The sequence below is a fragment of the Psychrobacter sp. 1U2 genome, from assembly GCF_051847575.1.
Genome location: NZ_JBPYDC010000017.1, coordinates 11,933 through 35,023 on the forward strand (window position 1 = coordinate 11,933; position 23,091 = coordinate 35,023).

Consider the following 23,091-nt stretch of genomic DNA (forward strand, 5'->3'; position numbering starts at 1 on the left):
TAATATTGGGATTGAATCAGCGTATTATTAAAGGTTTGGGCAGATAAAGAGCTTTCAATAGCTGGCGTGAAATATCTTTATGATTAAAGTGAAAAACGTGTTACCAACTAGGGTAACACGTCTATAAACTTACCATGCGCTTATGGCTAGCTGAGCTGATCGGCCTGCTCGCTTTTTATGAGCATATTATTAATAGGTTTAGCTAATAATAATAAAATCACCGCTGTCACCACCAAAAATACAGTCATAGTGGTAAATAGCGCCGGTAAACTCTCAATTTTATCCGCCGAGACATAACCACCAAAAAACGCTGCCACTAAATTACCCATCGCTACCGAAGCAAAGAACAGCCCCATCATCTGCCCTTGCATACCTTTTGGTGCTAGCTTAGTCATGGAAGACAAGCCAACCGGACTCAGTGCAAGCTCGCCTAAAGTCAATAATAATAGACTGCCTACTAACCATAATGGCGATGCCAAGCCGCCTTCATTAGTCAAAATACTCTTTGATGCGAAAATCATCAACGAAAATCCTGCTGCGGTAATGAACATACCCAGCGCAAACTTCGTCATACTATTAGGCTCAAGACCTTTATTGCCTAGCTTGACCCAAATAATACTAACGATCGGCGCTAGTAATAAAATAAACAATGGGTTTAGCGATTGAAACCAAATGCTAGGAATATTAAAACCCATAACCTCTAAATCGGTATAGTTATCGGCAAACAAGTTAAAAGACGTCGGTTGCTGCTCAAAGCTTGACCAAAAGAGAGTTGAGCCGATAATCAAAATAAAACAGGTTAATAAACGCAGCTTATCGGTTTTATCTAGTCTCGGAGAGAGGAACATGACCGCAAAATATAACAGCACGACACCTGCAATAATATAAGTCATATACTGCGCTACTAACTGGGCATTAAAAGGCACAATACCGCTAGCTACTAACACTACGGTAACAGCAAGCACTGCCAATAAGCCACCAACCCACGCTCCTATATTATGGTAACGGCCATTGGCTATTTCCCAATCAGCCTTAATGCCTTTGACTTGCGCAAACCTCTTGATTGCCTTTTGTGCAGAGAATCGATAAACCAGTAGCGAGACTAGCATCCCAAGGCCACCAACCCCGAAGCCTAAATGCCATAAGCCTTGCTCTTTAAAGACACCAACAATCAACGCGGCTAATAACGCGCCGATATTGATACCCATATAGAACAAGGTAAAACCGCCATCACGGCGGCTGTCGTTTTTTTGATAAAGTGCGCCAACCATGACAGAAATACAAGTCTTGAATAAGCCTGACCCTAAGACAATACAGATAAGACCAACAAAAAATAGGGTCATACCAAACATGGCGGACAAGGCAATGGATAAATGCCCTAGCGCAATAATGATACTACCCCACCATAATGCGCGCTCTTGCCCTAACCAGTTATCTGCCAGCCAGCCTCCAGGAACGGCTGCTAAATATAATGACCCTGCAAAAATACCATAAATAGCAGAAGCGGTCGTTTCATCGAAACCGAAACCGCCGCTACCAACAGTAGCCACCATAAATAGGACTAATAGCGGCCGAATACTATAATAAGAAAACCGCTCCCACATTTCAGTAAAAAACAGCGGGCGTAAGGGTTTAGGATGTCCCATAAAGCCGTTCTCTAGTGCTTCTAGCTCAGCGTCACTTCCCTGGGTTTTTAATGTTTTGCTCATACTTTTATCCCTTCAAAAAGCATTTTATTTATGACGAAGTGATTAATAATGACGACCAATGGTCATATAAGCGCGACATTGTTTCATTTGTATAAATTCAAGTAAACAAGCAATTGCTCAATAATTACACAAATACTCACAAAAAAACCCTGCTTTCGTTAAAGAGCAGGGCGTTATGCAAACTTGAATGTCAGTAGTTCAGTAGTAAGGGTAATGCTTTAGATACATCTTATAATCAGTCGTACTAAAACGGACTAACTCAGCAGCGTCGTCGATATTGGCAGTACTTATTATAGTCGTTATCACTCATTCATTATAAATACGTCGCTAGAAATAAATAACGATAAGTTGGCTTTACTGGGCTGCTGTGTCTTCGACCTCAGCAGTAGCATCGGCGTCACCATCGGCTTGTTCTGCTGTTAAGTCAGCATCAGCCACAGCCGCTTGGTCTACCGTACCGTCAGCCGTAGCAGCAGCTGAACCAGTCGCTACCACTGCATCACCGCTACTCGGAGCCGGCGTAACCGTAGCGTCAGCAGGTGTATCTGCTACTGCCTCTCCTGCACCAATAGTCTCTGCATCGGCAGTGGCAACCCCAGTAGTATCAACCTCAGCTTCTTCTTCTGTAGTGCCAGCTTCTGCTTGTGCAGCTACTACTGTCTCCTCAGTAGGCTCAGCGGTAATATGCTCACCCGCTGGGCGCAAAAATGCAGAAATACCAATGAGTAACACGATGCCTAAAAATAAGCCAACGCCGCCTAAGGCAAATAGAAACTCTTTTTTTGGATTGTTATTGACAACATGCTCTGACATAGCTTATCTACCTTACAACAAAGAATATTTGAAATATTGAGCCATTATATCGCAATTTATAGCGATTTGTTAAATCCCTTAACCAATTAAAGGTATTATTATTAGTCAGGCCGTTCATTTCCGCCTTACTTGCCTAGTCTTGCGCGTTTGGTTGAGCGTTTACTGGCGAAACTCAGACCCAGTAATAGCGCTATAATAAGCAAAATAGGATAATGACCCATAACCATAAAGGGAGTGTTGCCCACTCGCGCTTGCACATTGCCGCGTAGCACCGTGCGCTCAAACTGCGGCGCGCGCTCAACGATTTGTCCTCTATGATTGATAATAGCTGTCACGCCAGTATTGGTCGCGCGCATAAACCAGCGGCCATTTTCCAGCGAGCGCATTTGTACCATTTGTAGATGCTGTAGCGGACCTGCTGAAGTACCAAACCAAGCGTCGTTCGAAATCGTTAATAAAAAATCCGTACCAATGGCATTGCGCCGCGTGGTATCGGGATAAGCGACCTCATAACAGACCGCGGCACCTAGGTTATGCCCGCGCACTTGTAGTGGCGACTGCTGAGCGCCGCCGCGACTATAGCTTAGAATCTCTTGACTGCCGGCAAGACTGGGCAATATATCGAGCATCCCCTGAAAAGGAATATACTCACCAAACGGCACTAGTCGCTGCTTTTTATACATGCCTTTAGCGTCGCTGCCAAGCGCTATTACACTATTATAAAACGGCGGATAGCTCTCTGTAGCCGGATCAAAGGCGGCCTCATCTTTATAGGGAATGCCCGTCACCCAAGTGGTATCCGTTTCCTTAGCCATTTTTACCATTTCACTGATAAAGCCTACCGCTTCGGTCTGGAACATCGGGATAGAAGACTCCGGCCAAATCACAAGATCGCGGTCCCACTCATCACGCGTCAATCCAGCATAAATCTTTAAGGTCTCGAACTGATACTCAGTCAGCCATTTCATATCTTGTGGAATGTTACCTTGAATCAAGGACACCGATAGATCTGGTGTGCCTTTAGGTTTGGTCCATTGCGGATTAATCAGCCATAAGCTAATGCTCAATAGCAATAGCACCGATGACACTACGAGGTAACCAGCACGGCGACGCAGTAGCTCGACAGCACTTGCCGCTAGCAGCACCGCCACAAAAGAGACGGCAAACACGCCAGCCACCGGAGCTAATGAGGATAACCAGTACTGCTCAGTAAAGGCGTAGCCTAAGAATAGCCAAGGAAAACCGGTAAACAGCCAAGTCTTCATCCACTCTTGTAAGATCCATAATGCAGCAAAAGAGAAAGGCTGACGGCCAACGAAACGATTAAATATCAGCGCTAAGAAGCCATGAAATAGCCCCATCCCTAAGCCCATTAACACAATCAAAATCAGTGCTAGCCATGTCGGCGTCTCACTATAATCATTGATTGAGGTAAATAGCCAAAAGGCACCAACGCACCAAAGCCCAGTGCCATAAGCCTCACCGATAATAAAAGCACGTTTGCCGCTCATCTCTGGCAATAATAGCGCATATAAAATCGCCGGCGAAATAAAAGCAATCGGCCAAAAGCCATAAGGCGCGAGCGCAAATATAAATATCGCTCCTGCCAAAGCGGCGATGATAGCGGTAAGGCCAAGTGGCATCTGATAGGCCTGTTTGGGGTTTAAACGTTTTTGTAAATCATCAGTAGACAGACGCATAGCAAATTATCCAAGTTCTAAATCTTTGAGCCCGCGATGAGAGGCTATTAATAACGGTTGCAAATTAAATGGGCTCATAATAACAGCCTGTCATCATAAAAGGGTAAAAAAGCAAAAAACACGACCGCAATCGTGTTTTTATAAGCTAAAAAAGAATGGCTCAGCTTGCGCCCCTCTCCCTCAGTGACTGCCTATGAGAATATGAGAGTCGGCGCTGGTTTTGGTCACCTCAAGATCATTAATAGAGCGGCCATCGACATCGGTAATAGTAATCTGCCAATCATCGATAGTGACGCTCTCGCCTTCTAGATCACTGACGTAACCCAGCGCTTGCATCACTAGGCCGCCCATAGTGTCGACATCAGTATCATCAAAATGGCTACCGAGCTCGTCGTTACAGTCCTCAATCACCGTAGAGGCTTGCACCCGCCACGTATTTGGCTTCTCTGGATGCACGACAATATTATTAATGTCGCTATCTTCATCGAAATCATCATGCTCATCAACGATGTCACCGACGATTTCCTCCAGCAGATCTTCCATAGTCACGACGCCGGCAAAATTACCAAAATCATCAACGACGATTGCCATATGCACCTGCGTACGCTGCAAAGAGCGCAGTAAGGTATCAGAGCGCGAGGTCTCACTAATATACAAAGGCTGACGTACTAGGTCCTTGAGGCGTTTGCTATCGATCTTCTCTTCTTGATCACGCATCATGTGTACTAAGATGGGGATTAAATCTTTGGCCAATAAAATACCAATGACCGCATCATCATCTTGACTGTCAAATACGGGATAGCGAGAGTGGGTGGTCTCAAGGATGATATCCATGACCTCTTTGAGGCTTGTGCTTTCGTGCAGGCCTATCACTTGCGGGCGCGGGGTCATAATCTCGCGCACTTGCGTCGCTGGTAGATCTAATACGCCTTCTAACATATCAACCGTATCAGGCTCTAAAAACTGGCGCGACTGCTGCACCAAGCTGATCAATTCATCGCGGGTTTCAGGAGCGGTCGATAGCCAGCGTTTTAAGCCGCGCATCGACCAACTACTCGGACTGGGAGCATCATCAGACATAGTGATGTGAGTTAACCTCTTAAGTTTATGGACAGGGAAATAAGTACTATTCAAGTTACTGCTATTACAGTAACTACTTATAAAACAGCGACTATAAAATCTTTACTAAACCGAGTATAGATGGGGATGAAATCGTAAATAAAAACAACTATTCGACAATAGCGCAAAACACTCCCCTCTTTAGCTTCACTTTAGCCCAAGGCTTAACGACATTCAACGACAAATTTATCCAAATTGTACTGTCAGTGTGTTATAAACTTTGCTATGGTCAAAGCCTTCATTTACGTAGTTCATTCTTATGTCACGTCGTTCGTTTTTCTCTCGGCTATTAGCGCCGCGTCGTCAAGCCAATAGCGCTACAAATACCAAAATCTTAGCTAATCATCATAGTTGGCTATACCGTATCGTGCGCTTTTTTATCGTCGTTGCCTTGATGCTATCGGCACTTTGGCTGTTATTTGCGCTTTGGTATCAATTCGGTGCGCTCAGTCCTATCACTTGGCTAGCCAGCATTCTCATTGTTGGCTTTTTGGCCTCGATAATGATATTGCTATACGCACCAACACTCGCGAATAAAATAACTAATAAAACGCTTAGAACCAAAAAACTAAGTAAATTCCTGACTGTTTTGTATAGTGGACTTTGGCTAGTAGGCGTCGGCTGGTATTTTTCTATCGAAGCCAAGAGCGATCGCGACTGGCAGCCGGAAGTCAGCGAAGTGCTATCTTATACTCGCGATGCTAATAACCCTAATCTGATTACCTTTAATAAGGTCAGGAATTTTGATTGGTATCTCGAAGATAAAGAGACTGACGGCGCGCCAGAGATTTTAGCAACCGAGCGCTGGGAGAGTCGTACCGTTGATATCTCAAAGCTATCGGGCGTTGATATCACCAACTCTTATTGGATGGGGCCGCTAATTGCGCATACTTTAGTGAGCTTTCGCTTTGAGGATGATAGGCCGCTCGCTTTTTCCTTTGAGATTCGTAAAGAAGATGATGAGTCCTTCTCCGCTTTTGCAGGGTTTTTTCGGCGCTTTGAGCTGAGCCTTATTGCCTCGGAGGAGCGTGACATTATCTACACTCGTAGTAATGCTCGCGGTGAGCAAGTTTACTTATTTCCTATTAGTCATTTGCAAAAGCATGAAGTTAAGGCGCTATTTGAGTCTTATCTAGAAGCTGCTGATGAGCTCGTCGCCGAGCCGTCTTGGTACAATACTTTTACCACTAACTGTACCAATATTATCTTTTATATGGCGCGTATCGTCAGCGGCGAGCGGCTACCATGGGATTATCGCATCTGGGTCTCAGGTTGGCTGCCCAATTATCTTTTTGATATTGGTATGTTAGATGCCAATCCTGCCAAACAAGGACAGCCTTGGTCGATGGATACTTGGTATGAGCGCACCCATATTAATCCCAAAGTACAAGGATTCGATAATTATGCAGACGCGCAGATAAATGATCAGCAGCTTATCGAGAATAGTCGTCAATTCTCTAAGCAGATTCGGGAGGGTTTGCCTATTCCGCCGCTTGCTGACTCGCAGTTAGAGGCTGAGAGCCTCGCTAAATCGGCAGCTAAACTCTCTAGGGAGTGATCCAACACGCTGATAGCTAAGGTGTCACCCAATTAACCACGCGCTCCTCCATCTCTTCATCAGAAATACCAACCTCAGATATGCAGCGTCCTGCAACGCCAATGTTTGCCGCGCGCATTTGCTGCTGAGTCGCTACCGCATCTTTAGTCAGTAAGAGATGCCAATCTGGCAACGACTGTCCTTTATAAAGGCGCTTATAAGCACAGTGCGATGGCAGCCACATCATTTTTGGCAGCTTATCGATAGTCAATTGAATACAGTCCGGGACATACTCTTGACGCGTGTCATAATGCTGACAGTAACCGGTTTCGCAGTTCATCAGCTGGCAAGCGACATCGGTATACTCCACCAACTCTTCGTTCACTTCGCCCTGCTCGTCTTCATCGATATATTTGATCAAGCAGCAACAGCCGCAGCCGTCACACAGCGCTTCCCATTCGCTATGATTCAGCTCGTCAAGAGTATACTGAGTCCAAAACTGTGGACGCAAAGTGTCTTCAGCTTTGACTTTAACATCAGCTACTGTAACGTCAGTTTCTAAGTTTACAATCAACTCCGTCTGATGTTTTGCTTTGGGGTGCGATAACACATTCAACCTCATAAAGTAGCCATAGTTTCCGTTCTGATTGCTAGCAAAAACTATTTTGATAAATTGCGTTACAGTATTATAGCTGTTTTTGTCCGCTATGGGCGTTAAGGTGGTTGGGTAGTGAAAAAGCAACCCTATAAATCACGCTATAAATACAATTAAAATTCATAACATAATAAGGACAATAAGATGTCAATTAAGACTTTGGAATTAGTAAGTACGACCGATAACGGCGTTGAGCTTATTAGCTATGTCGCTCTCCCAGAGAAGGCAACAGACGATAGCCCAGTACCCGGTATCTTAGTGGCTCCAGAATGGTGGGGCGTGGTCGATCATCCCAAATCAGTGGTTGAGCGTCTAGCCAAAGCCGGCTATGCCGCAGTGGCGATGGACGTCTATGGCGAAGGTAAACTGACCACAGACGCGGCTATGGCCAATATGTGGATGGAGCAAGTCCTCGCCGATCAAGATATGCTGATGGAGCGTTGCCGTTTGATTTTAAATGACTTCGGCGATCAGTTGGGAGTTAATGGTGATAACTTAGGCGCCATCGGCTTTTGTTTCGGCGGTAAAGTGGTATTAGATATGGCACGCGAAGGCATGCCGCTCAAAGCCGTTGCTACTTTCCATGGCAATCTAGCGCCTAAGCAAGCAGCCGATGACAAGTTCAAAGCCAAAGTACTCGTTGCCCATGGCGGCGATGACAGTATGGTGTCGATGGACGCCGTCGAAGACTTCAAAAAAGAGATGGATAATGTCGGTGCCGATTATACGGTCGATGTCTATGAAGGCGCTAAGCATGGCTTTAGCAATCCGCATGCTGATGAGCGCGCGGCAAAAAACGATGTCGATCTTGGCTACGACGAAAAAGCAGCAAAAGAGAGCTGGGATAAAATGATGGACTTTATGAAATCGAACCTAGGATCATAGAGTAAATTGCTTCGCTAAGCGAAGATTGATCACAGTAAAGCAGAGTATGACCGTCATACTCTGCTTTTTTATGCCCTAAATATAAACCGTTTGCTCTTTTATAAAAGGCTGCAAAGTTGTGTTTATTCTAAAATAACGTCATCATCGTTTTATTATAAGATAAATTGAGTGATGACGATGTTAGGCTTAATCAGCTTTATTATTTTACTAATCATTATTATCGTATTGCATAATAAGTTGAATAAACAGCTTATTGACTTGCGCTGTGAAGTTACGCGCTTACAAGCTGAATTGCAAAAGCAAAATACTACTGCAGACGCTACTGCTAGTAATACTAATATTACAAATCCGCCCCTTACAAACTCTGATATAGAAAGTAAACCAAAAAGCGCAGTACCGCCGCCTCTGCCGTCTACTGTTTCATCGTCTGCCCTACCTATATCATTAAATGAAAATAAGGCTACAGACCCTCCTTTAATAGATCATTCAAGCTTAAACCCTGATGCCTTTGTCACAAAAGCATCATCACCTGTAGAGCCAGACGAGCAATCTTTACCTATTGTTACCTCGCTTTTTCACTCGCTTAAGAATTGGTTTTTTGGTGGTAATTTAGTGGTGCGCGTTGGCGTTATCGTGTTACTCATCGGCGTCGTACTGTTGCTACGTTTGCTTAGCGACTATATTGAGATATCGATAGAATCTAAGCTTATAGCGATAGCTGCTATTGGTTTAGGCTTAGCGGCCTTAGGACTTAAACTCGCCAAAAACCGTTTTGCTTACGGCATTACTTTACAAGGCGCGGGCCTTGCCATCGCTTATTTAACTACCTTTTTTGCCTATAGCGTTTATCAGGTTCTGCCTAGCCTGCCAAGTTTTATTGGTCTTGGAGTATTATCCGCGCTTACTATTGGTCTCGCTGTGCGGCAAAACGCTTTCCCGTTAGCGCTACTGGCCTTGTCGGGTGGCTTTTTTGCGCCGATATTGACCGCCGATGATACCGGCAGCTTGACGGCGCTATTTAGCTACTACTTACTGCTCAACGTCACCATTGCTATTATTGCCCATTATCGCACTTGGAAAGTGTTAAATTTATTTGGCGCATTAGTGACTTTTGGACTGGCTTATTATTGGGGCATCAGCGAAGACTTGAGCCCAGTTATCGAGTCGCAGCGCTGGAGCTTGGTTACCTTAGTGGCGCTACATTTAGCACTCTATCTATTCGTCGTCATTCGTTACGCCCAGCAAATCATCGCTTACAATCAGCTTCACAAAACAGATAGCGAAACTACTGCTCATTTAACAAGCGCCCAGAGGTTAAATACTTCTAAACCGGCTAATAGCTTGTACTTATTCCCTATCGATACAGGTTTATTGTTCTCTGTACCCTTACTCGCCTTTGGTTTATTTTCAGTGCTGCTACAAGATATCCCTCACGCTTTAACGATGACTAGTGCGATTTTGGCAGCGATTTATCTAAGCCTTGGCTTAGTATTTGTCAAACGTAGCCAGCACTATGCGCTCATCACTGAGGGTATGTTGGCGTTAGGATTTGGCTTTCTAGCCTTAGTCATTCCATTAGCGTTAGATGCCCAATGGATCGCTTTTGGTTGGTCAGTGCAAGGATTAGCCTTAGTTTGGTTTGGTCGTCGTTCATTGCGCGCTTGGTCGGTATTATTTGGCTTATTATTGCAGCTAGTCAGTATCGCTATGCTAATGGTAACACTATTTTTCTCCTATAAAAATCATCCAACGTTAGCCCTAAGCGTGTCTGCTCTAGCCTTCTTGGCGTCAGTATTTATCTTGCGAGTCAATAACTCGCCTACTATTTATAATTCAGCGCAGTCTAAAAATAATGCACAAGAAGCTGAGCAAAAAACTAATATAAAAATGAGCGATTCTATCACTACTTATGCCAAAGATTTAGGGATTAGCCAATCGGCGGCCTATCAGTGGGTCAATAGTATTAACGAAAAAAGTAGCGCTTTCAGTATAGTTTGGCGTAGGCCGATATTCATAAGCTTTTTGACCTTTATCGCGGTAGTTTGGGCGCTATATGTAGGGATTGCTGACTTTCAGCAGTGGTTGAGTCATAAGCAAGTAGCGACAACGACTTTGATAGCTTTATCTTCGCTGCTGAGTGTTAGTGTTTATTGGCTAATCAGTCGCTACCGTCCATGGCAAGAAATTCGGCAGCTAAGCCAAGGTTTATTGGTCATATTCTATACCGCGCTTATTCTACAGTTGCCACAGAAGTTTGAGTTTGGTTATCAGTGGCATAGCATGAACTGGACGCTGTTTGCCGTCCTTCTAATCGGTTGGTTCATAATTGGACAACTTTGGCTAAAAACTTGGTATCAGCAGTATCAGCTATCGCGTTTTGATAGCGCCAGTTGGCTCGCTACTGGCATTTTCGTACTAGCTGCAGCGGTGCATTACGGCTTACCGGCTTCGCAAGGAATAATGGCTGTTTTAATACCAGTAGCCTTGATGCTAGGAGGATTATATTTCAGCTATCGTCATGATAAGTCTCCGACAACTAATCCTACAGACTCTCAAAAAAACTTAGGCTTAGCCCTTTGGTTTGATTGGCAACAAGCCTTAATTGACTGCGCGAAAGTATTTGTGCCTATTACCCTACTTTGGGTCGTCGTTACTAACTGGTCCTATGATGGTGTGATTTGGGGTTTGCCCTATTTTCCATTGATGAATTTATACGATATCAGCTTATGGTTAGTGGTGATATATGGGCTAAGTACGGTTTACCTCAGTTATAAAGATCCTCAAAACACTTCTGCTTTACAAGGCAAGGATATCAATAAAAAAGTATTGAATCCGAAGCCTATACTCATTATCTTAGGTTTGGTTAGCTTTTGGGTCATCTCTAGTATGCTCATTAGATCGCTGCATGCTTTTATCGGTACACCGCTTTGGCACAATACTCCTTTGGGCGCTTGGGATAGCGAGCAAGTACAGACAGGCTTGACCATTCTTTGGACACTGATTGCGCTCATCGCGACGATCGTTGCTAGCCGTCAATCAAAACGCACGCCTTGGTTCATGGGTATCGGCCTATTGGGCGTGGTGGTGCTGAAACTGGTGTTAGTCGATCTCTCGCAGACCGAAGCGATTTGGCGGGTGCTGTCATTTTTGGTGGCGGGCAGCTTAATACTGCTCATCGGTTATCTTGCACCACTACCACCTGAAGTGATTGAGAAAGATGCGGAGACGCAGTAGCTTCTGTAGTAAAATGCTGCTAATCCTTCTTACATATCAGCAGTACCCTTTATAAAATAAGGTAACTATAAAAAAGGCAGTAAAACAATGGTTAAAGAGACGATTCAGTGGTTCCCTGGGCATATGAATAAAGCCCGCAACGAAGTCAAAGAAATCATGCCAGAGATGGATATCGTCATCGAAGTTATCGATGCGCGTATTCCTTATAGTAGCGAAAATCCTATGGTCGCTGCTCTGCGTGGGCAAAAGCCAGTGATTAAAATCCTCAATAAAGCCGATCTCGCTGATCCCGCGCGCACGCAAATATGGCTCAATCATCTAGAAGCACAAAACGGTGTCAAAGCCATTGCCTTCGATGATAATAAAGCCGATGACGTGCATAAAATCATTGAGCTGTGCAAAAGAATCATGCCGAATAAAGCAGAATCCGGCCGGCAGATTAAAGCGATGATTATGGGTATTCCTAATGTCGGTAAATCCACTTTGATTAATACCTTAGCCGGTCGCTCAGTCGCTAAGACTGGGAACGAACCTGCAGTCACCAAATCGCAGCAACTGATCAAACTAGATGGCGGCATCATGCTCTATGACACACCCGGCATGCTTTGGCCAAAAGTCGAGAACGAGCATTCAGGCTATCGTTTGGCAGCGACTGGCGGCATTCGTGATACTGCCTTTGACTTCGCTGATGTGGCGGGCTACACCGCTGAGTATTTAATCAAAGATTATCCCGAGCTACTTAAAGAGCGCTATAAAATTGAAGATCTACCGCAAACCGATTGGGAGTTTTTTGAAGTTGCTGGACGCAATCGAGGATTACTGAAAAAAGGCGGTATCGTCGATACTTATCGCATGTCAGAGATTCTAATTAATGAGCTACGCAGCGGCACGCTCGGTCGTATCACGCTTGAGACGCCTGAGATGATGGCAGCGGAAGAAGAAGTGGTCGCTCAGCAAAGGCTAGAAGCCGAAGCGAAAAAAGAAGCGAAACTTGAAGAAAAAAGACTGCGTAAAAAGCGGGCGCGGAAGAATCGGAAGTAGGGTTTCGCTCTATAATTCTAAAATTTTTAAACCAATTAGGCGACTATGATTCCTTCTGCTAAAACCATCCAAATATATCTACCTAAAGGTAATCCGCGCGGATTACGTTTGGCCGAAATGACGACGCGTACGGTTCGTTTGATTGAGATTCCACGTATTCATATCGATGATTTTTTTGCGATGCCCGATGCCAATCAAGTGGGATTGTACTTTTTAATTGGTGAAACAGAAACTGCTGATAAGCCTTTACTTTACATCGGGCAGACTGGTGATCTCAAAAGACGGTTAAACCAGCATGATGATAAAGATTTTTGGACGCGTGCCTTTGTTATGCTTTCAACCAATAATTCAATGACGCAAACTCATGCGTTATATATGGAACATAAAGCTATAGCGACTGCTACGCAAGTTGGACGTTATGAGATAAAAAACGGCAATACTGGTAATAAGCCACATACTCCTGACCCTTTAAAAGCAGATTGTGAAGAGCTTTTTTACACTCTCGATGTTTTATTATCGACTTTAGGGCAACCCGTTTTTGAGTCTTTAAATATTAAAGAAAATAACAACATTAAGAATCAGTCTTCGGGTGACGTTGCTGTTTCTTCAATCAGTACTGCTGATGCCTTGCCTATCGCTGATTCACAGCCAACACTGTTTTACTATAAGGCGAAAGATGGTGATGCCAAAGGTTATTATGACGATGATGGCTTTGTCATATTAGCAGGATCGTTAGTACGACAAGCACAAGCTATGTCAGCTCCACCATTTATAGTTAAACTAAAAGAGAATTTATTAAATACTGGCAAGCTAATAGCAGTAGATAATAAGAGTTACAAGTTAACTGAAAACCAGCTTTTCAAAACTCCCAGTGGAGCCAGTTCATTAGTCTCAGGACGTTCTACTAATGGTTGGATTGAATGGAAAAATGAAGCGGGTGAAAATCTAGACAACGTTTATCGTTAATTAGTTACCTTTACATTATGTGTATGAGCCTCATATAAGAATAGTTAAACGCCCGCAAATATCAGCAAAATATTCTTATCGGTGCGCGAGGCGCACCCTAGCTGCCAAGACCAACTCTATGACCCAAAAAAACTTTAGCTCAAATAACGAAACACTAGAAGACACCTTTACTCACTCTACCCAATCCCTAAACTCCTTCGCCCGGCGCCTACTCCACTGGTTCGAAACGAACGGTCGCCACGACTTGCCATGGCAACAACACCAAACTGACACGCCCAACCCTTATATCGTTTGGCTATCAGAGGTCATGCTACAACAAACGCAAGTCAAAACCGTACTGCCCTACTTTGCGCGCTTTATGGACTCGTTCCCGACGGTGCAGGATTTAGCAGCGGCGGAATGGGATACCATCGCTGAGCACTGGGCAGGTATGGGCTATTATGCGCGAGCGCGAAATCTGCATAAAGGCGCGAAGCAATCGGTCGATGTCATAAACGAGACGGGCGACTATCCGCAAACTCTAGCAGGCTGGGAGGCGATTTCAGGCGTTGGGCCATCAACCGCAGGCGCGATTATGGCAATGGGGCTACACAAATACGGTGTCATTTGCGATGGCAATGTCAAACGCGTATTGACACGCTGGGCGGCGATTGATGGTGATATTACTAAGTCTGCGACGACCAAACAGCTATGGGCATTGGCGGAGCGCTTGACGCCTATCGAGAATTCAGGGCTATTCGCGCAAGCGATGATGGATATGGGTGCCACTTTATGCGTGCGCCGTAGCCCTAATTGTTCGCTATGCCCGCTAAAAGACGATTGTATAGCACACGCTGAGGGGCGCGAGACTGATTATCCAGTCAAAGCAAAAAAACAGCCCAAACCGAGCAAGTTTAGCAATGCGCTTATTATCGAAAATACGCAAGGCGAGATTCTTTGGCTACAGCGTCCTGATAATGGCATTTGGGGCGGACTGTGGAGTTTGCCCTTAGAGTTTGTAGAAAAGGTGACAGCTAATAAAGTAGCTAAGACTTTAGAAGAACAATCAAAGAAACTGCAAGTGAGTAGTAATGAAATAGTCTATGAAGCAGAATTCACTACCGCTGAGCAGATTATCAATGAATGGCTAACAGAGAATACACTGGTCGCTGAGTCTGTGAGTAATACCTTACTTGATGACGCGCCGATTAAGCATTCATTGACCCATTTCCATTGGTATTTGCAGCCGCAAAAATTGGTTATTGATGATGCGAGGATTGCAGAGCTGAACCAAAAACTATCAGCAGCAGAGATTGCTTTTAAGTGGCATAGTAAGCAAAAAGCGCGTGATAGTCTCGGACTACCGCGCGCAATGATGAAGATTATCGAAGTTTAGAACTGATAAGGAAGCGCTCTTCAATATTATAATTATTAAACTAAAACAATCAGCAAACTAAGACTTTGGCACACGCAAGCGCATGAGGCCCTCTTGCTGCACAGTGGCGACGAGATTGCCATCTTGCCAAAACTGGCCATGATTGAGGCCTTTTGAGCTAGAAGTGGTGTCGCTCCACATATCATAGAGTAGCCAGTCGTTGAGATCGAACGGGCGATGAAAATGCATCGAATGATCGATACTCGCTGCTTGCAGGCCACTGGTCATAAAGCTGACACCATGCGACATTAGCCCAGTACCTACTAAATAAAAGTCCGACGAAAACGCGAGTAGCGCTTGCTGAATAGCCACAGGCTGATTGCCAAGCTCGCGAATACGTAGCCAGTTGGCTTGCTTAGGTTTCATAGGGGTTGGGTTGATCGGATCACGCGGTTTAACAGGCTTGATCTCTACATGGCGACGACGCATAAACCGCGCTTTGAGCGCGTCTGGTACTTTGCCCACGTGCTCATCTTTTAGCTCTTGTTCTGAGGGCAGATCTTCTGGCGGCGGGTACACCGGCATACTCTCTTGATACTCAAGCCCTTCCTCGGCAGGTGAGAACGACGCTATCATCGAAAAGATCACTTGCTCAACAGGCTGTTTTCCTTTTACTTGCTTGTATTGAATAGCTGTCACTTCGCGTGCTGACAGACTACGACCGTCTCGCAAGCGGCGCACTTGGTAGATGACAGGCTGCTTGATATCGCCGCCACGTAAAAAATACCCGTGCAGAGAGTGGCAAGGCTTGTCCTCATTTAAAGTGTGAGACGCCGCCATTATCGCTTGCGCAAGCACTTGCCCGCCGAAGATACGCGAACCAACATAATCATGGCTAGCCCCTTCAAAAACATCCGGACTGAGCTCAGTCAATGCGACTGTCGCTAACAGCTCGTCGATAAGTTGCGAGTTATCAAACACATCAGACATGACGCTTATTTTCCTTATTCTAATATTTCTACTAACAAACATTTTCGCTTTAGATGACAATACTTGTTAGTAAAAATGATCACTTTAGAGAGTTTAATGAAAGTTAAACATAGTAACCAATATCGACATTTTTGACCAGTGATGTCATACGACTCAGCGGCTATTATGATGACTGTTCAGACTAAGATTTATTCTATTTTAGGCTAAATCCTAACATAAAAAAGAGGCGCTAATGAGCACCTCTTTTTATACCAATGCCAACTTAAACTAGGGCTTTACCGCCACCAAAATCCGGATAGAGTCTGGCACTAAAAGCAGGTTTGTCAGTGCTTGCTCGCCTTGCGCTTGCAGCTGCTCTAAGCGCTCAATCTCGCTGTCACGCACATTCGGATTGATGGTTTGTAAGTGCTTGAGACGCTTGATCTCACGGGACCACTGCTGAGTAAAGCGAGCATTGGCCTGCGCTCCTACCTCAGACAGCTGACTACGGGCAATGGCTTCAGCTTCATGATAGCGCTGCTCAATAATATCACCACGCGCCTTGATCACTTGCCGCGCTCGATTATTATCTAAGCGCTCGATATGCGGCATAATCATCTCCGAGCTGATACGGCTCGACAAATCGCTACCCTGTTCACTCATAAACACGCGAATGCTTTGTGTTGGCAAGGTCGCAGGAAGATTCAGCACTTTTGGCGCAATAGTTTCTACCCGAAAGTTAATTTCAAGCAGTACTGTACCTTGCGGCATCGCGGCGCTCTTTAACATACCGACGGTGGTGTTACCAAAGGTGCTCGTACTGGCCAGCTCATAGATGGCGCGCATCAAAGGATGCTCATGAGTGATAAAATCAATCTCTTCGCGCTGCAAAGCCAGCTCGCGCTCGAAGGTTAAGCTCATGCCGTCCTCACCGAGCGGCAAGCTCTCCATATACTCATTGATCTCTGTGCTATCAATCGGCGTAATCACCCAAGAGCCATCGCGCTGTACGCTATGATCGATATTAGCGGACGCTAAAAAACGCTCAACGAACTGCGGTAGTAGATTGTGACTATCAAAATCTACCATTGCGTCTTTGATACGCGAAGCTACACGCGGACGGCAAGAGTTATACTCAAGCAGACGGTCGCGGCCCGCTTGTAGCTGAGCCTCTAACCCTAGACGCGTCTGCTTCGCTTCAGCGATAACGTCTTGTAGCGCTTGCTGATTATCAAACGTATCCGCGCCTTCTAGCCCCTCTAACAAGGGCTTCAAGGTCTGAATATATTCTTCTTGCACACTTTGTGCCGTTGGCGATATCTGGTTAAACATATTGAGCGCGCTGTTGTACCAGTGATAGAGACGCTCTTGCGCGGTGCTCTCAACATAAGGCACATGCAGCGTAATCTGCTGCGTCTGACCAATACGGTCCAAGCGGCCAATGCGCTGCTCTAAGGTATCCGGATTAGCAGGCAAGTCCCAAAGAATGAGCTGGCTTGCAAACTGGAAGTTGCGGCCTTCTGAGCCAATTTCTGAACACAGTAGTATTTGCGCCCCTTCTCTATCGGCAAAAAAGGCGGCGGCTTGGTCACGCTCAAGCAGCGTCATCTGCTCAGTAAAGATAGCGGTCTTAATACCGGCATGCAAACGCAGTACCGCCTCTAAGCTCTCAACCGTCGCGCCACTTCGCGCAATGAGTAATACTTTTTCTTGCTTAAGCTCGCCTTTTAAGATATCGATCAGCCAAGGCACGCGTGGGTCGTCTTCTAGCCAGCCGCCATCAGGCTGATTTTCCTCACCCCATAGCTGCTCGCGCAGTTTACCCGTAGTCTGATAGCTGTCTACCCAAGCTTCTGGTAGCGGCAATGGATGCGGCTGACTACTACGCCCGTAGAAGCCTTTGACACTTTCACGGGTATTGCGGAATAGAACGCGCCCAGTACCGTGACGATCTAGCAACTCATTTAGCGCATAATTACGCAGCTTCTCATCTTCATTAATGTTTGCTAGCTCATCGGTGCTGATATCAAGTAAATGGCTTAAAGCTGTAATTTGCGCCGTGCTCAGAGGCTTATCTTCTATTAAGATATTGGCGACCGCCGCCGTTTCGGCAAAGGCATCCTGACCTTCGATAAACGCATCTAAATCATCAAAGCGATTGGGATCAAGCAGACGCAGACGTGCAAAATGACTTTGAGCGCCCAATTGCTCCGGAGTGGCAGTCAGTAGCATCACCCCTGGGGTCTCGTTGGCAAAGTCAGCGACTAGCTCATATTTATCATTACCGCCTTGCGACGCGTCCCAATGCAAGTGATGCGCCTCATCGACGACAAGTAAATCAAAGCCTGCCTCTATCGCTTGCTCGTAAAGATCGTCATGATCAAGCAATAAGTCCATGCCAGCGATGATACATTGCTCAGTGGCAAAGACGTTTTGTTCTGGATCGTGCTCTTTTATCGCCGCCGTACGTACCAAGTCAAATAGCGCAAAGTTAAGATTAAAGCGACGGCGCAGCTCAATCATCCATTGATACTGCAGACTATCAGGCACGAGTATCAATACGCGCTCAGCCTTACCGGTAAGTAGCTGCTGATGAATAATAAGACCGGCTTCAATCGTTTTGCCCAGACCTACTTCATCAGCGAGTAATACTCTCGGCGCGATACGCTTGCCGACTTCATGCGCGATATAGAGCTGGTGCTCAATAATATCGACGCGCGCGCCCATGAGACCTTTGAGCGGATGACCGGCTAATGCTGACTGCATACGCAAAATATCTTGACGCAAATCATACCAGTCACTACGCTCAATACGGCCGGCTAGCAAACGCTCAAGGGGCTTGGCAAGCGTAATATTCGCCGCCAAACGCGTCTCCATAATCGGTTTAACTTCCACCCCTTTATCATCATCTTCGACGCTGTACTTGAGTACGCCCATGACCTCATCGACGCCGGTGACCGTATAGCTGTGACCTTGTTGATCAGCGATGCTATCGCCGACTTTGAAAACTACGCGCGAGAGCGGCGCTGAGTTTTTAGCATAGACACGCGTCTCTTCGCTTTGCGGAAACAAGATGTGCACGCAGCGATCATCGACGTCGATCACTACACCTAAACCAAGCTCAGACTCGGTATCGGATAAATAACGTTGACCAACAGCGAATTCGCTACTGAGTAATGAGGCGGCAGAAATAGTCATAGGGCGGTATCTTTTTGTACTTAAATGATAAAAATAGAAGATGGAAGTAGTCACAGCTATAGATAATTAACAACAAGCAACGTCGCTGCAAAGTCGCACTATTATATAGCGTTAGCGGTTAGATGGTTGCGCTAATTGTGTTTTTCAAGAGCTTATCGCTCAGCCGTTATTTTAGGATTTGCATTCTGCTCGCTAAAGACTTCGCTTTAGTGGGTCAGTTTTGCTTTTTGCTGCAGCATGCTACATTAGAGGCTTATAAAATAACTATTACTCATAACTAAAACTAAAAAGGATTACCTATGAAAGCGGTATTACTCGACGAAGCTAGATTTCTAGAAGGTCTTGAGCTACCGAAGCCTACAAAGGTAAGCGAATACGTGACCTTTGACAAAACCCCGCAAGACAATAAAGTGATCATTGAGCGCTGCCAAGATGCCGACATCATAATCTGCGGTACGCTTAGGATCGAACGTGAAGTCATTGAAGCGTTACCTAAGCTTAAACTCATACAGCTAAGCTCAAGCGGCATGAACACCATAGACCAAGAGGCCTGCAGGGAAAATAAAGTTGAGCTATATAACGCTTCAGCTTTCGCGGTTAAAAGCGTCCCTGAGCATACCTTTATGCTGATGTTAAATGCACTGCGTGCTGGCATTCATTATCACCAAAAAGTCGTCGATGGTAGTTGGCGTAAAGATCGCAGCTCACAGATCAATCAAGCGCCGATGATCGATGTCGAGGGTCAAACCTTAGGTATCATTGGCGTAGGGACCATTGGTAAGCGAGTGAGCGAACTCGCAAAAGCCTTTGGTATGACCGTACTCTGGGCAGAGCACCAAGGCAAAGCGCCGCGCAGCGATGATTATACTGACTTTGAGACTGTGCTTGCTGCTGCCGATATTATCAGCTTGCACTGCCCGCTCACGCCAGAGACTAAGCATCTAATTAACGCCGATACCTTAGCCAAAATGAGCAAGCAACCGCTAGTCGTCAATGTAGCACGAGGCGCGGTCGTCGACTCTAAGGCTATGGCGAAGGCGATAGAGGATCAGCAAGTATTCGGTTATGCCACCGATGTTTTTGAGAAAGAGCCAATCGCCGCAGACGATCCTTTACTTAAACTGGCAGAGCAGCAGCATCCACGGATTATCTTTAGCCCGCACGTGGCTTCAGGTAGCAAAAACGCTCATCATAAGTTATGGGACATTGTCCAACAGCAAATCAATACCTTTATCGATAACTACAATGAATAATCAAATGACAGCTCAAGTCGTCATAAAAAGAATAAGTAAGGAGGCAGTATGAAAGCGGTATTTTTGGATAGAGGCACATTTTCTCAGAATTTAGACTTGCCAGCGCCAGCAGGAGTGACAGATTATGTGGTCTACAGCGACAGCCAAGAGGATACTCAAGCTATAGTCGAGCGCTGCCAAGATGCGGACATTATCTTTACCAATAAGATTAAGATTAGCGGTGAGGTCATTGGTAGCTTGCCCAAGCTAAAGCTGATTCAACTGACGGCTACTGGTATGAATAACGTTGATAAAGAGGCTTGCGATAAGCACGATGTGACGCTATACAACGTTGCAGGCTACGCGGTCAAAAGCGTGCCCGAGCACACCTTTATGCTGATGACTATGGCGATGCGCGCCGCTATCCATTATCATCAAAAGGTCATCGATGGCTCTTGGTATAACGACGGCAGCTTTTGTCTATTAGATGTGCCGCTAATAGATTTGGAAGAAAAAACGTTAGGCATTATCGGTGCTGGCACTATCGGTAAACGAGTGACCGAGATTGCCCGCGCTTATGGCATGACCGTACTGTGGGCGGAGCATCAAGGTCAAGCGCCGCGTAATGAGGATTACACTGCCTTTGACGAGGTGCTAGCCTGCTCTGACGTCATTAGCTTGCACTGTCCCTTAAACGAGGACACCAAACACTTAGTTAATAAAGACACTTTGGCAAAAATGCAAAAGCAGCCCTTGATAGTCAACGTCGCTCGCGGCGGCATCGTCGACAGCCAAGCGCTAACCAATGCCGTTAATGATGAGCAAATATTGGGCTATGCAAGCGATGTGTTTGAGGCAGAGCCTATCACTGAGGACGACCCGCTACTTAGCCTAAAAGATCATCCGCGCGTTATCTTTAGTCCGCATAATGCGTGGGGTAGCGACAGCGCGCAGCTCACGCTGTGGCAGATACTTAGCAAGCAAGTCAGCGAGTTTATTGATAGAAAGAGGTAAGGTTTAAACATTTAACGCGTAAAGTGAAGCCATTTATCATCGATTTTGCGATATTTGAGCATAATGCGATCGAGAAGATAGTTATTTATCACCTGCCATGGATAGCGATCGCCTTGCTTTGGTAGCACTTTACTTGCGCGCGCGACATACCCTGCGGACAACGAGCCTAACACCGTATCTTCTTGCATTTGTACGTTTTCACCATCGGCTTGCGCGGTTGCCATAGCGACCCGATAATGATGCTTATTCATGTAGCTGATCAGGCGTAGGACATACTGACAGGCGATATCTATCTTTAGCGTCCATGAAGCATTGGTGTAGCCAAATAGCACCGCCATATTAGGCACTTCCTCTAACATTACCGCTTTATAGGTCATGCGCTGACCGATATCGACATCCTTTCCATCGATAGTCACTTTAGCGCCGCCAAGCACCTGTAAGTTAAGACCAGTCGCTGAGATGACAATATCAGCGTCAAGATGCTCCCCCGACTTTAGAAGAATACCAGTTTCGGTAAATCTATCTATCTCATCAGTCGCGATTGCTGCGCGTCCGCTTTGTAGCGCTGTAAAAAAATCACTATCAGGTACGGCACACACCCGCTGATCCCACGGATTATAATCAGGAGAGAAATGCTCAAGATTGACATCACTGCCTTTAAGCTCTTTTTTGACACCATAGCTCATTAAGGCTTTCATAAGCTTTGGCGCATAAACAGAGGCGCGATAAGTCGCTTGCTGTACTAACACATTGCGCGCGCGCACGAGCTTATAGGCTTGCTGTTTGGATAAGGGCGAGAATTTACCCGATAACGTCTCCATCGCGTAATCATCTGCCGGCACACTAGCAATATATGAAGGCGAGCGCTGTAGCATAGTGACATGACTTGCCGTCTGCTCACCGCTGGCGTCTACAAGGGCCGGTAACAAGGTCACCGCTGTGGCGCCGCTACCGATAAGGACGATTTTTTTATTATGATAATCCACGTCTTGCCACTTTTGTGGATGCACGATAAGCCCCGCAAAATCCGCTTCACCTACGTAATCAGGCTTATACCCTTGTTCAAAGTTATAATAGCCTGTGGCCCCTACCACGAAATGAGCTGTTAAGGTTATGCACTCTCCACTAGCGTGATTGATAACAGTGGCAGTCCAGTGTTTGGTCTCGCTTGACCAAGATAGCTGCTCTACTTCATGACGGTAGCGAATATGCGGCACGATCTTAAACTCATGAGCCGTCTTACTAATGTAGTCCTTAATATCAGCGCCACTTGCGAGCATACGACTATCGAGCCAAGGCCGAAAACTATAACCAAAGGTCAATGCATCAGAGTCGGAGCGGATCCCAGGGTAGTTAAATAAATCCCAAGTCCCTCCTAAATCTGCCCTTTTTTCTAAAAGAATAAAGCGCTCAGTAGCATTAGTGTTAGCAGCACTCGAATCAGTATTTTTACCGATATTTTGACCAAATATTTTTTTATTATCGAACTGCTGCAAGCGGCTCGCCATGCCGATACCCGCGACCCCTGCTCCGATAATGAGCATCTTACAATCTACCGGCTTAGCACTATTAGCCTGATAGGCTGGAGATGGAGCTGATGAGGCCTCATGGCCCGCTAAGCGGTTTTTGATGGTATTTTTTATCGCTTTTTTAGTTGTCGTTATA

16 protein-coding genes are annotated in these 23,091 nt (G+C 45.6%); 8 read left to right on the plus strand and 8 right to left on the minus strand.

Translation table 11 applies throughout. From position 1 onward, the window contains the following. Positions 1–146: 146 nt before the first annotated feature. From ACS8FD_RS09150 to ACS8FD_RS09165, 4 genes are all read right to left on the minus strand, one after another. Entirely contained in the window at positions 147–1,709 is a 1,563-nt protein-coding gene (locus ACS8FD_RS09150; protein ID WP_439275540.1) for a peptide MFS transporter, read from the minus strand. A 354-nt stretch (positions 1,710–2,063) separates the two neighbouring features. Further along, the gene (locus tag ACS8FD_RS09155; RefSeq protein WP_439275541.1) at positions 2,064–2,522 is read right to left on the minus strand and encodes a hypothetical protein; all 459 of its coding nucleotides are present in this window, start codon (positions 2,520–2,522) and stop codon (positions 2,064–2,066) included. Between the two features lie 125 nt (positions 2,523–2,647). Then, the gene (gene lnt / locus ACS8FD_RS09160; RefSeq protein WP_439275542.1) at positions 2,648–4,222 is read right to left on the minus strand and encodes an apolipoprotein N-acyltransferase; all 1,575 of its coding nucleotides are present in this window, start codon (positions 4,220–4,222) and stop codon (positions 2,648–2,650) included. A gap of 180 nt (positions 4,223–4,402) precedes the next feature. Continuing rightward, positions 4,403–5,302, minus strand: a complete 900-nt coding sequence (locus ACS8FD_RS09165; protein WP_439275543.1) for a CBS domain-containing protein — start codon at positions 5,300–5,302, stop codon at positions 4,403–4,405. Between the two features lie 298 nt (positions 5,303–5,600). On the opposite strand from ACS8FD_RS09165, the gene ACS8FD_RS09170 reads away from it, so the two are divergent. Beyond that, a complete protein-coding gene (locus ACS8FD_RS09170) occupies positions 5,601–6,899 on the plus strand; it encodes an Lnb N-terminal periplasmic domain-containing protein (RefSeq protein ID WP_439275544.1) in 1,299 nt (432 codons plus the stop codon). Between the two features lie 16 nt (positions 6,900–6,915). Here the strand turns inward: ACS8FD_RS09170 and ACS8FD_RS09175 are convergent, their stop codons facing one another. After that, the gene (locus ACS8FD_RS09175; RefSeq protein ID WP_439275545.1) at positions 6,916–7,500 is read right to left on the minus strand and encodes a YcgN family cysteine cluster protein; all 585 of its coding nucleotides are present in this window, start codon (positions 7,498–7,500) and stop codon (positions 6,916–6,918) included. Between the two features lie 177 nt (positions 7,501–7,677). On the opposite strand from ACS8FD_RS09175, the gene ACS8FD_RS09180 reads away from it, so the two are divergent. The 5 genes from ACS8FD_RS09180 to mutY all read left to right on the plus strand — a co-directional run bounded on the left by ACS8FD_RS09180 (position 7,678) and on the right by mutY (position 15,034). After that, a complete protein-coding gene (locus tag ACS8FD_RS09180; RefSeq protein WP_439275546.1) occupies positions 7,678–8,418 on the plus strand; it encodes a dienelactone hydrolase family protein in 741 nt (246 codons plus the stop codon). Positions 8,419–8,589: 171 nt separating this feature from the next. Then, entirely contained in the window at positions 8,590–11,652 is a 3,063-nt protein-coding gene (locus tag ACS8FD_RS09185; RefSeq protein WP_439275577.1) for a DUF2339 domain-containing protein, read from the plus strand. Between the two features lie 87 nt (positions 11,653–11,739). Next, entirely contained in the window at positions 11,740–12,693 is a 954-nt protein-coding gene (gene ylqF / locus ACS8FD_RS09190) for a ribosome biogenesis GTPase YlqF (RefSeq protein WP_439275547.1), read from the plus strand. A 45-nt stretch (positions 12,694–12,738) separates the two neighbouring features. Beyond that, complete coding sequence (locus tag ACS8FD_RS09195) at positions 12,739–13,659, plus strand: GIY-YIG nuclease family protein (RefSeq protein WP_439275548.1); 921 nt, start codon at positions 12,739–12,741, stop codon at positions 13,657–13,659. A 118-nt stretch (positions 13,660–13,777) separates the two neighbouring features. Further along, positions 13,778–15,034 carry an A/G-specific adenine glycosylase gene (gene mutY / locus ACS8FD_RS09200; protein ID WP_439275549.1) on the plus strand — a complete coding sequence of 419 codons (1,257 nt, stop codon included), beginning with the start codon at positions 13,778–13,780 and terminating at the stop codon, positions 15,032–15,034. A gap of 57 nt (positions 15,035–15,091) precedes the next feature. On the opposite strand, the gene ACS8FD_RS09205 is transcribed toward mutY, so the two are convergent. Together ACS8FD_RS09205 and rapA are read right to left on the minus strand one after the other, a co-directional pair. Beyond that, positions 15,092–16,003 (minus strand): acyl-CoA thioesterase, encoded by a 912-nt coding sequence (locus tag ACS8FD_RS09205; RefSeq protein ID WP_439275550.1) that lies wholly within the window; start codon positions 16,001–16,003, stop codon positions 15,092–15,094. Between the two features lie 267 nt (positions 16,004–16,270). Next, positions 16,271–19,180: an RNA polymerase-associated protein RapA gene (gene rapA, locus ACS8FD_RS09210; protein ID WP_439275551.1), complete on the minus strand. Its 2,910-nt coding sequence runs from the start codon at positions 19,178–19,180 to the stop codon at positions 16,271–16,273. 299 nt (positions 19,181–19,479) lie between these two features. On the opposite strand from rapA, the gene ACS8FD_RS09215 reads away from it, so the two are divergent. Further along, positions 19,480–20,433: an NAD(P)-dependent oxidoreductase gene (locus tag ACS8FD_RS09215; RefSeq protein ID WP_439275552.1), complete on the plus strand. Its 954-nt coding sequence runs from the start codon at positions 19,480–19,482 to the stop codon at positions 20,431–20,433. Between the two features lie 48 nt (positions 20,434–20,481). After that, on the plus strand, positions 20,482–21,426 hold the full coding sequence (locus ACS8FD_RS09220) for a D-2-hydroxyacid dehydrogenase (protein ID WP_439275553.1): 945 nt from the start codon (positions 20,482–20,484) through the stop codon (positions 21,424–21,426). 11 nt (positions 21,427–21,437) lie between these two features. On the opposite strand, the gene ACS8FD_RS09225 is transcribed toward ACS8FD_RS09220, so the two are convergent. Further along, positions 21,438–22,970: a flavin-containing monooxygenase gene (locus tag ACS8FD_RS09225; RefSeq protein WP_439275578.1), complete on the minus strand. Its 1,533-nt coding sequence runs from the start codon at positions 22,968–22,970 to the stop codon at positions 21,438–21,440. Positions 22,971–23,091: the final 121 nt, after the last annotated feature.

Coding starts and splice junctions, on each gene's coding strand:
- ACS8FD_RS09150 (WP_439275540.1), bottom strand. CDS start 1,709: ATGAGCAAAACATTAAAAACCCAGGGAAGTGACGCTGAGCTAGAAGCA.
- ACS8FD_RS09155 (WP_439275541.1), bottom strand. CDS start 2,522: ATGTCAGAGCATGTTGTCAATAACAATCCAAAAAAAGAGTTTCTATTT.
- lnt (WP_439275542.1), bottom strand. CDS start 4,222: ATGCGTCTGTCTACTGATGATTTACAAAAACGTTTAAACCCCAAACAG.
- ACS8FD_RS09165 (WP_439275543.1), bottom strand. CDS start 5,302: ATGTCTGATGATGCTCCCAGTCCGAGTAGTTGGTCGATGCGCGGCTTA.
- ACS8FD_RS09170 (WP_439275544.1), top strand. CDS start 5,601: ATGTCACGTCGTTCGTTTTTCTCTCGGCTATTAGCGCCGCGTCGTCAA.
- ACS8FD_RS09175 (WP_439275545.1), bottom strand. CDS start 7,500: ATGAGGTTGAATGTGTTATCGCACCCCAAAGCAAAACATCAGACGGAG.
- ACS8FD_RS09180 (WP_439275546.1), top strand. CDS start 7,678: ATGTCAATTAAGACTTTGGAATTAGTAAGTACGACCGATAACGGCGTT.
- ACS8FD_RS09185 (WP_439275577.1), top strand. CDS start 8,590: ATGACGATGTTAGGCTTAATCAGCTTTATTATTTTACTAATCATTATT.
- ylqF (WP_439275547.1), top strand. CDS start 11,740: ATGGTTAAAGAGACGATTCAGTGGTTCCCTGGGCATATGAATAAAGCC.
- ACS8FD_RS09195 (WP_439275548.1), top strand. CDS start 12,739: ATGATTCCTTCTGCTAAAACCATCCAAATATATCTACCTAAAGGTAAT.
- mutY (WP_439275549.1), top strand. CDS start 13,778: ATGACCCAAAAAAACTTTAGCTCAAATAACGAAACACTAGAAGACACC.
- ACS8FD_RS09205 (WP_439275550.1), bottom strand. CDS start 16,003: ATGTCTGATGTGTTTGATAACTCGCAACTTATCGACGAGCTGTTAGCG.
- rapA (WP_439275551.1), bottom strand. CDS start 19,180: ATGACTATTTCTGCCGCCTCATTACTCAGTAGCGAATTCGCTGTTGGT.
- ACS8FD_RS09215 (WP_439275552.1), top strand. CDS start 19,480: ATGAAAGCGGTATTACTCGACGAAGCTAGATTTCTAGAAGGTCTTGAG.
- ACS8FD_RS09220 (WP_439275553.1), top strand. CDS start 20,482: ATGAAAGCGGTATTTTTGGATAGAGGCACATTTTCTCAGAATTTAGAC.
- ACS8FD_RS09225 (WP_439275578.1), bottom strand. CDS start 22,970: ATGCTCATTATCGGAGCAGGGGTCGCGGGTATCGGCATGGCGAGCCGC.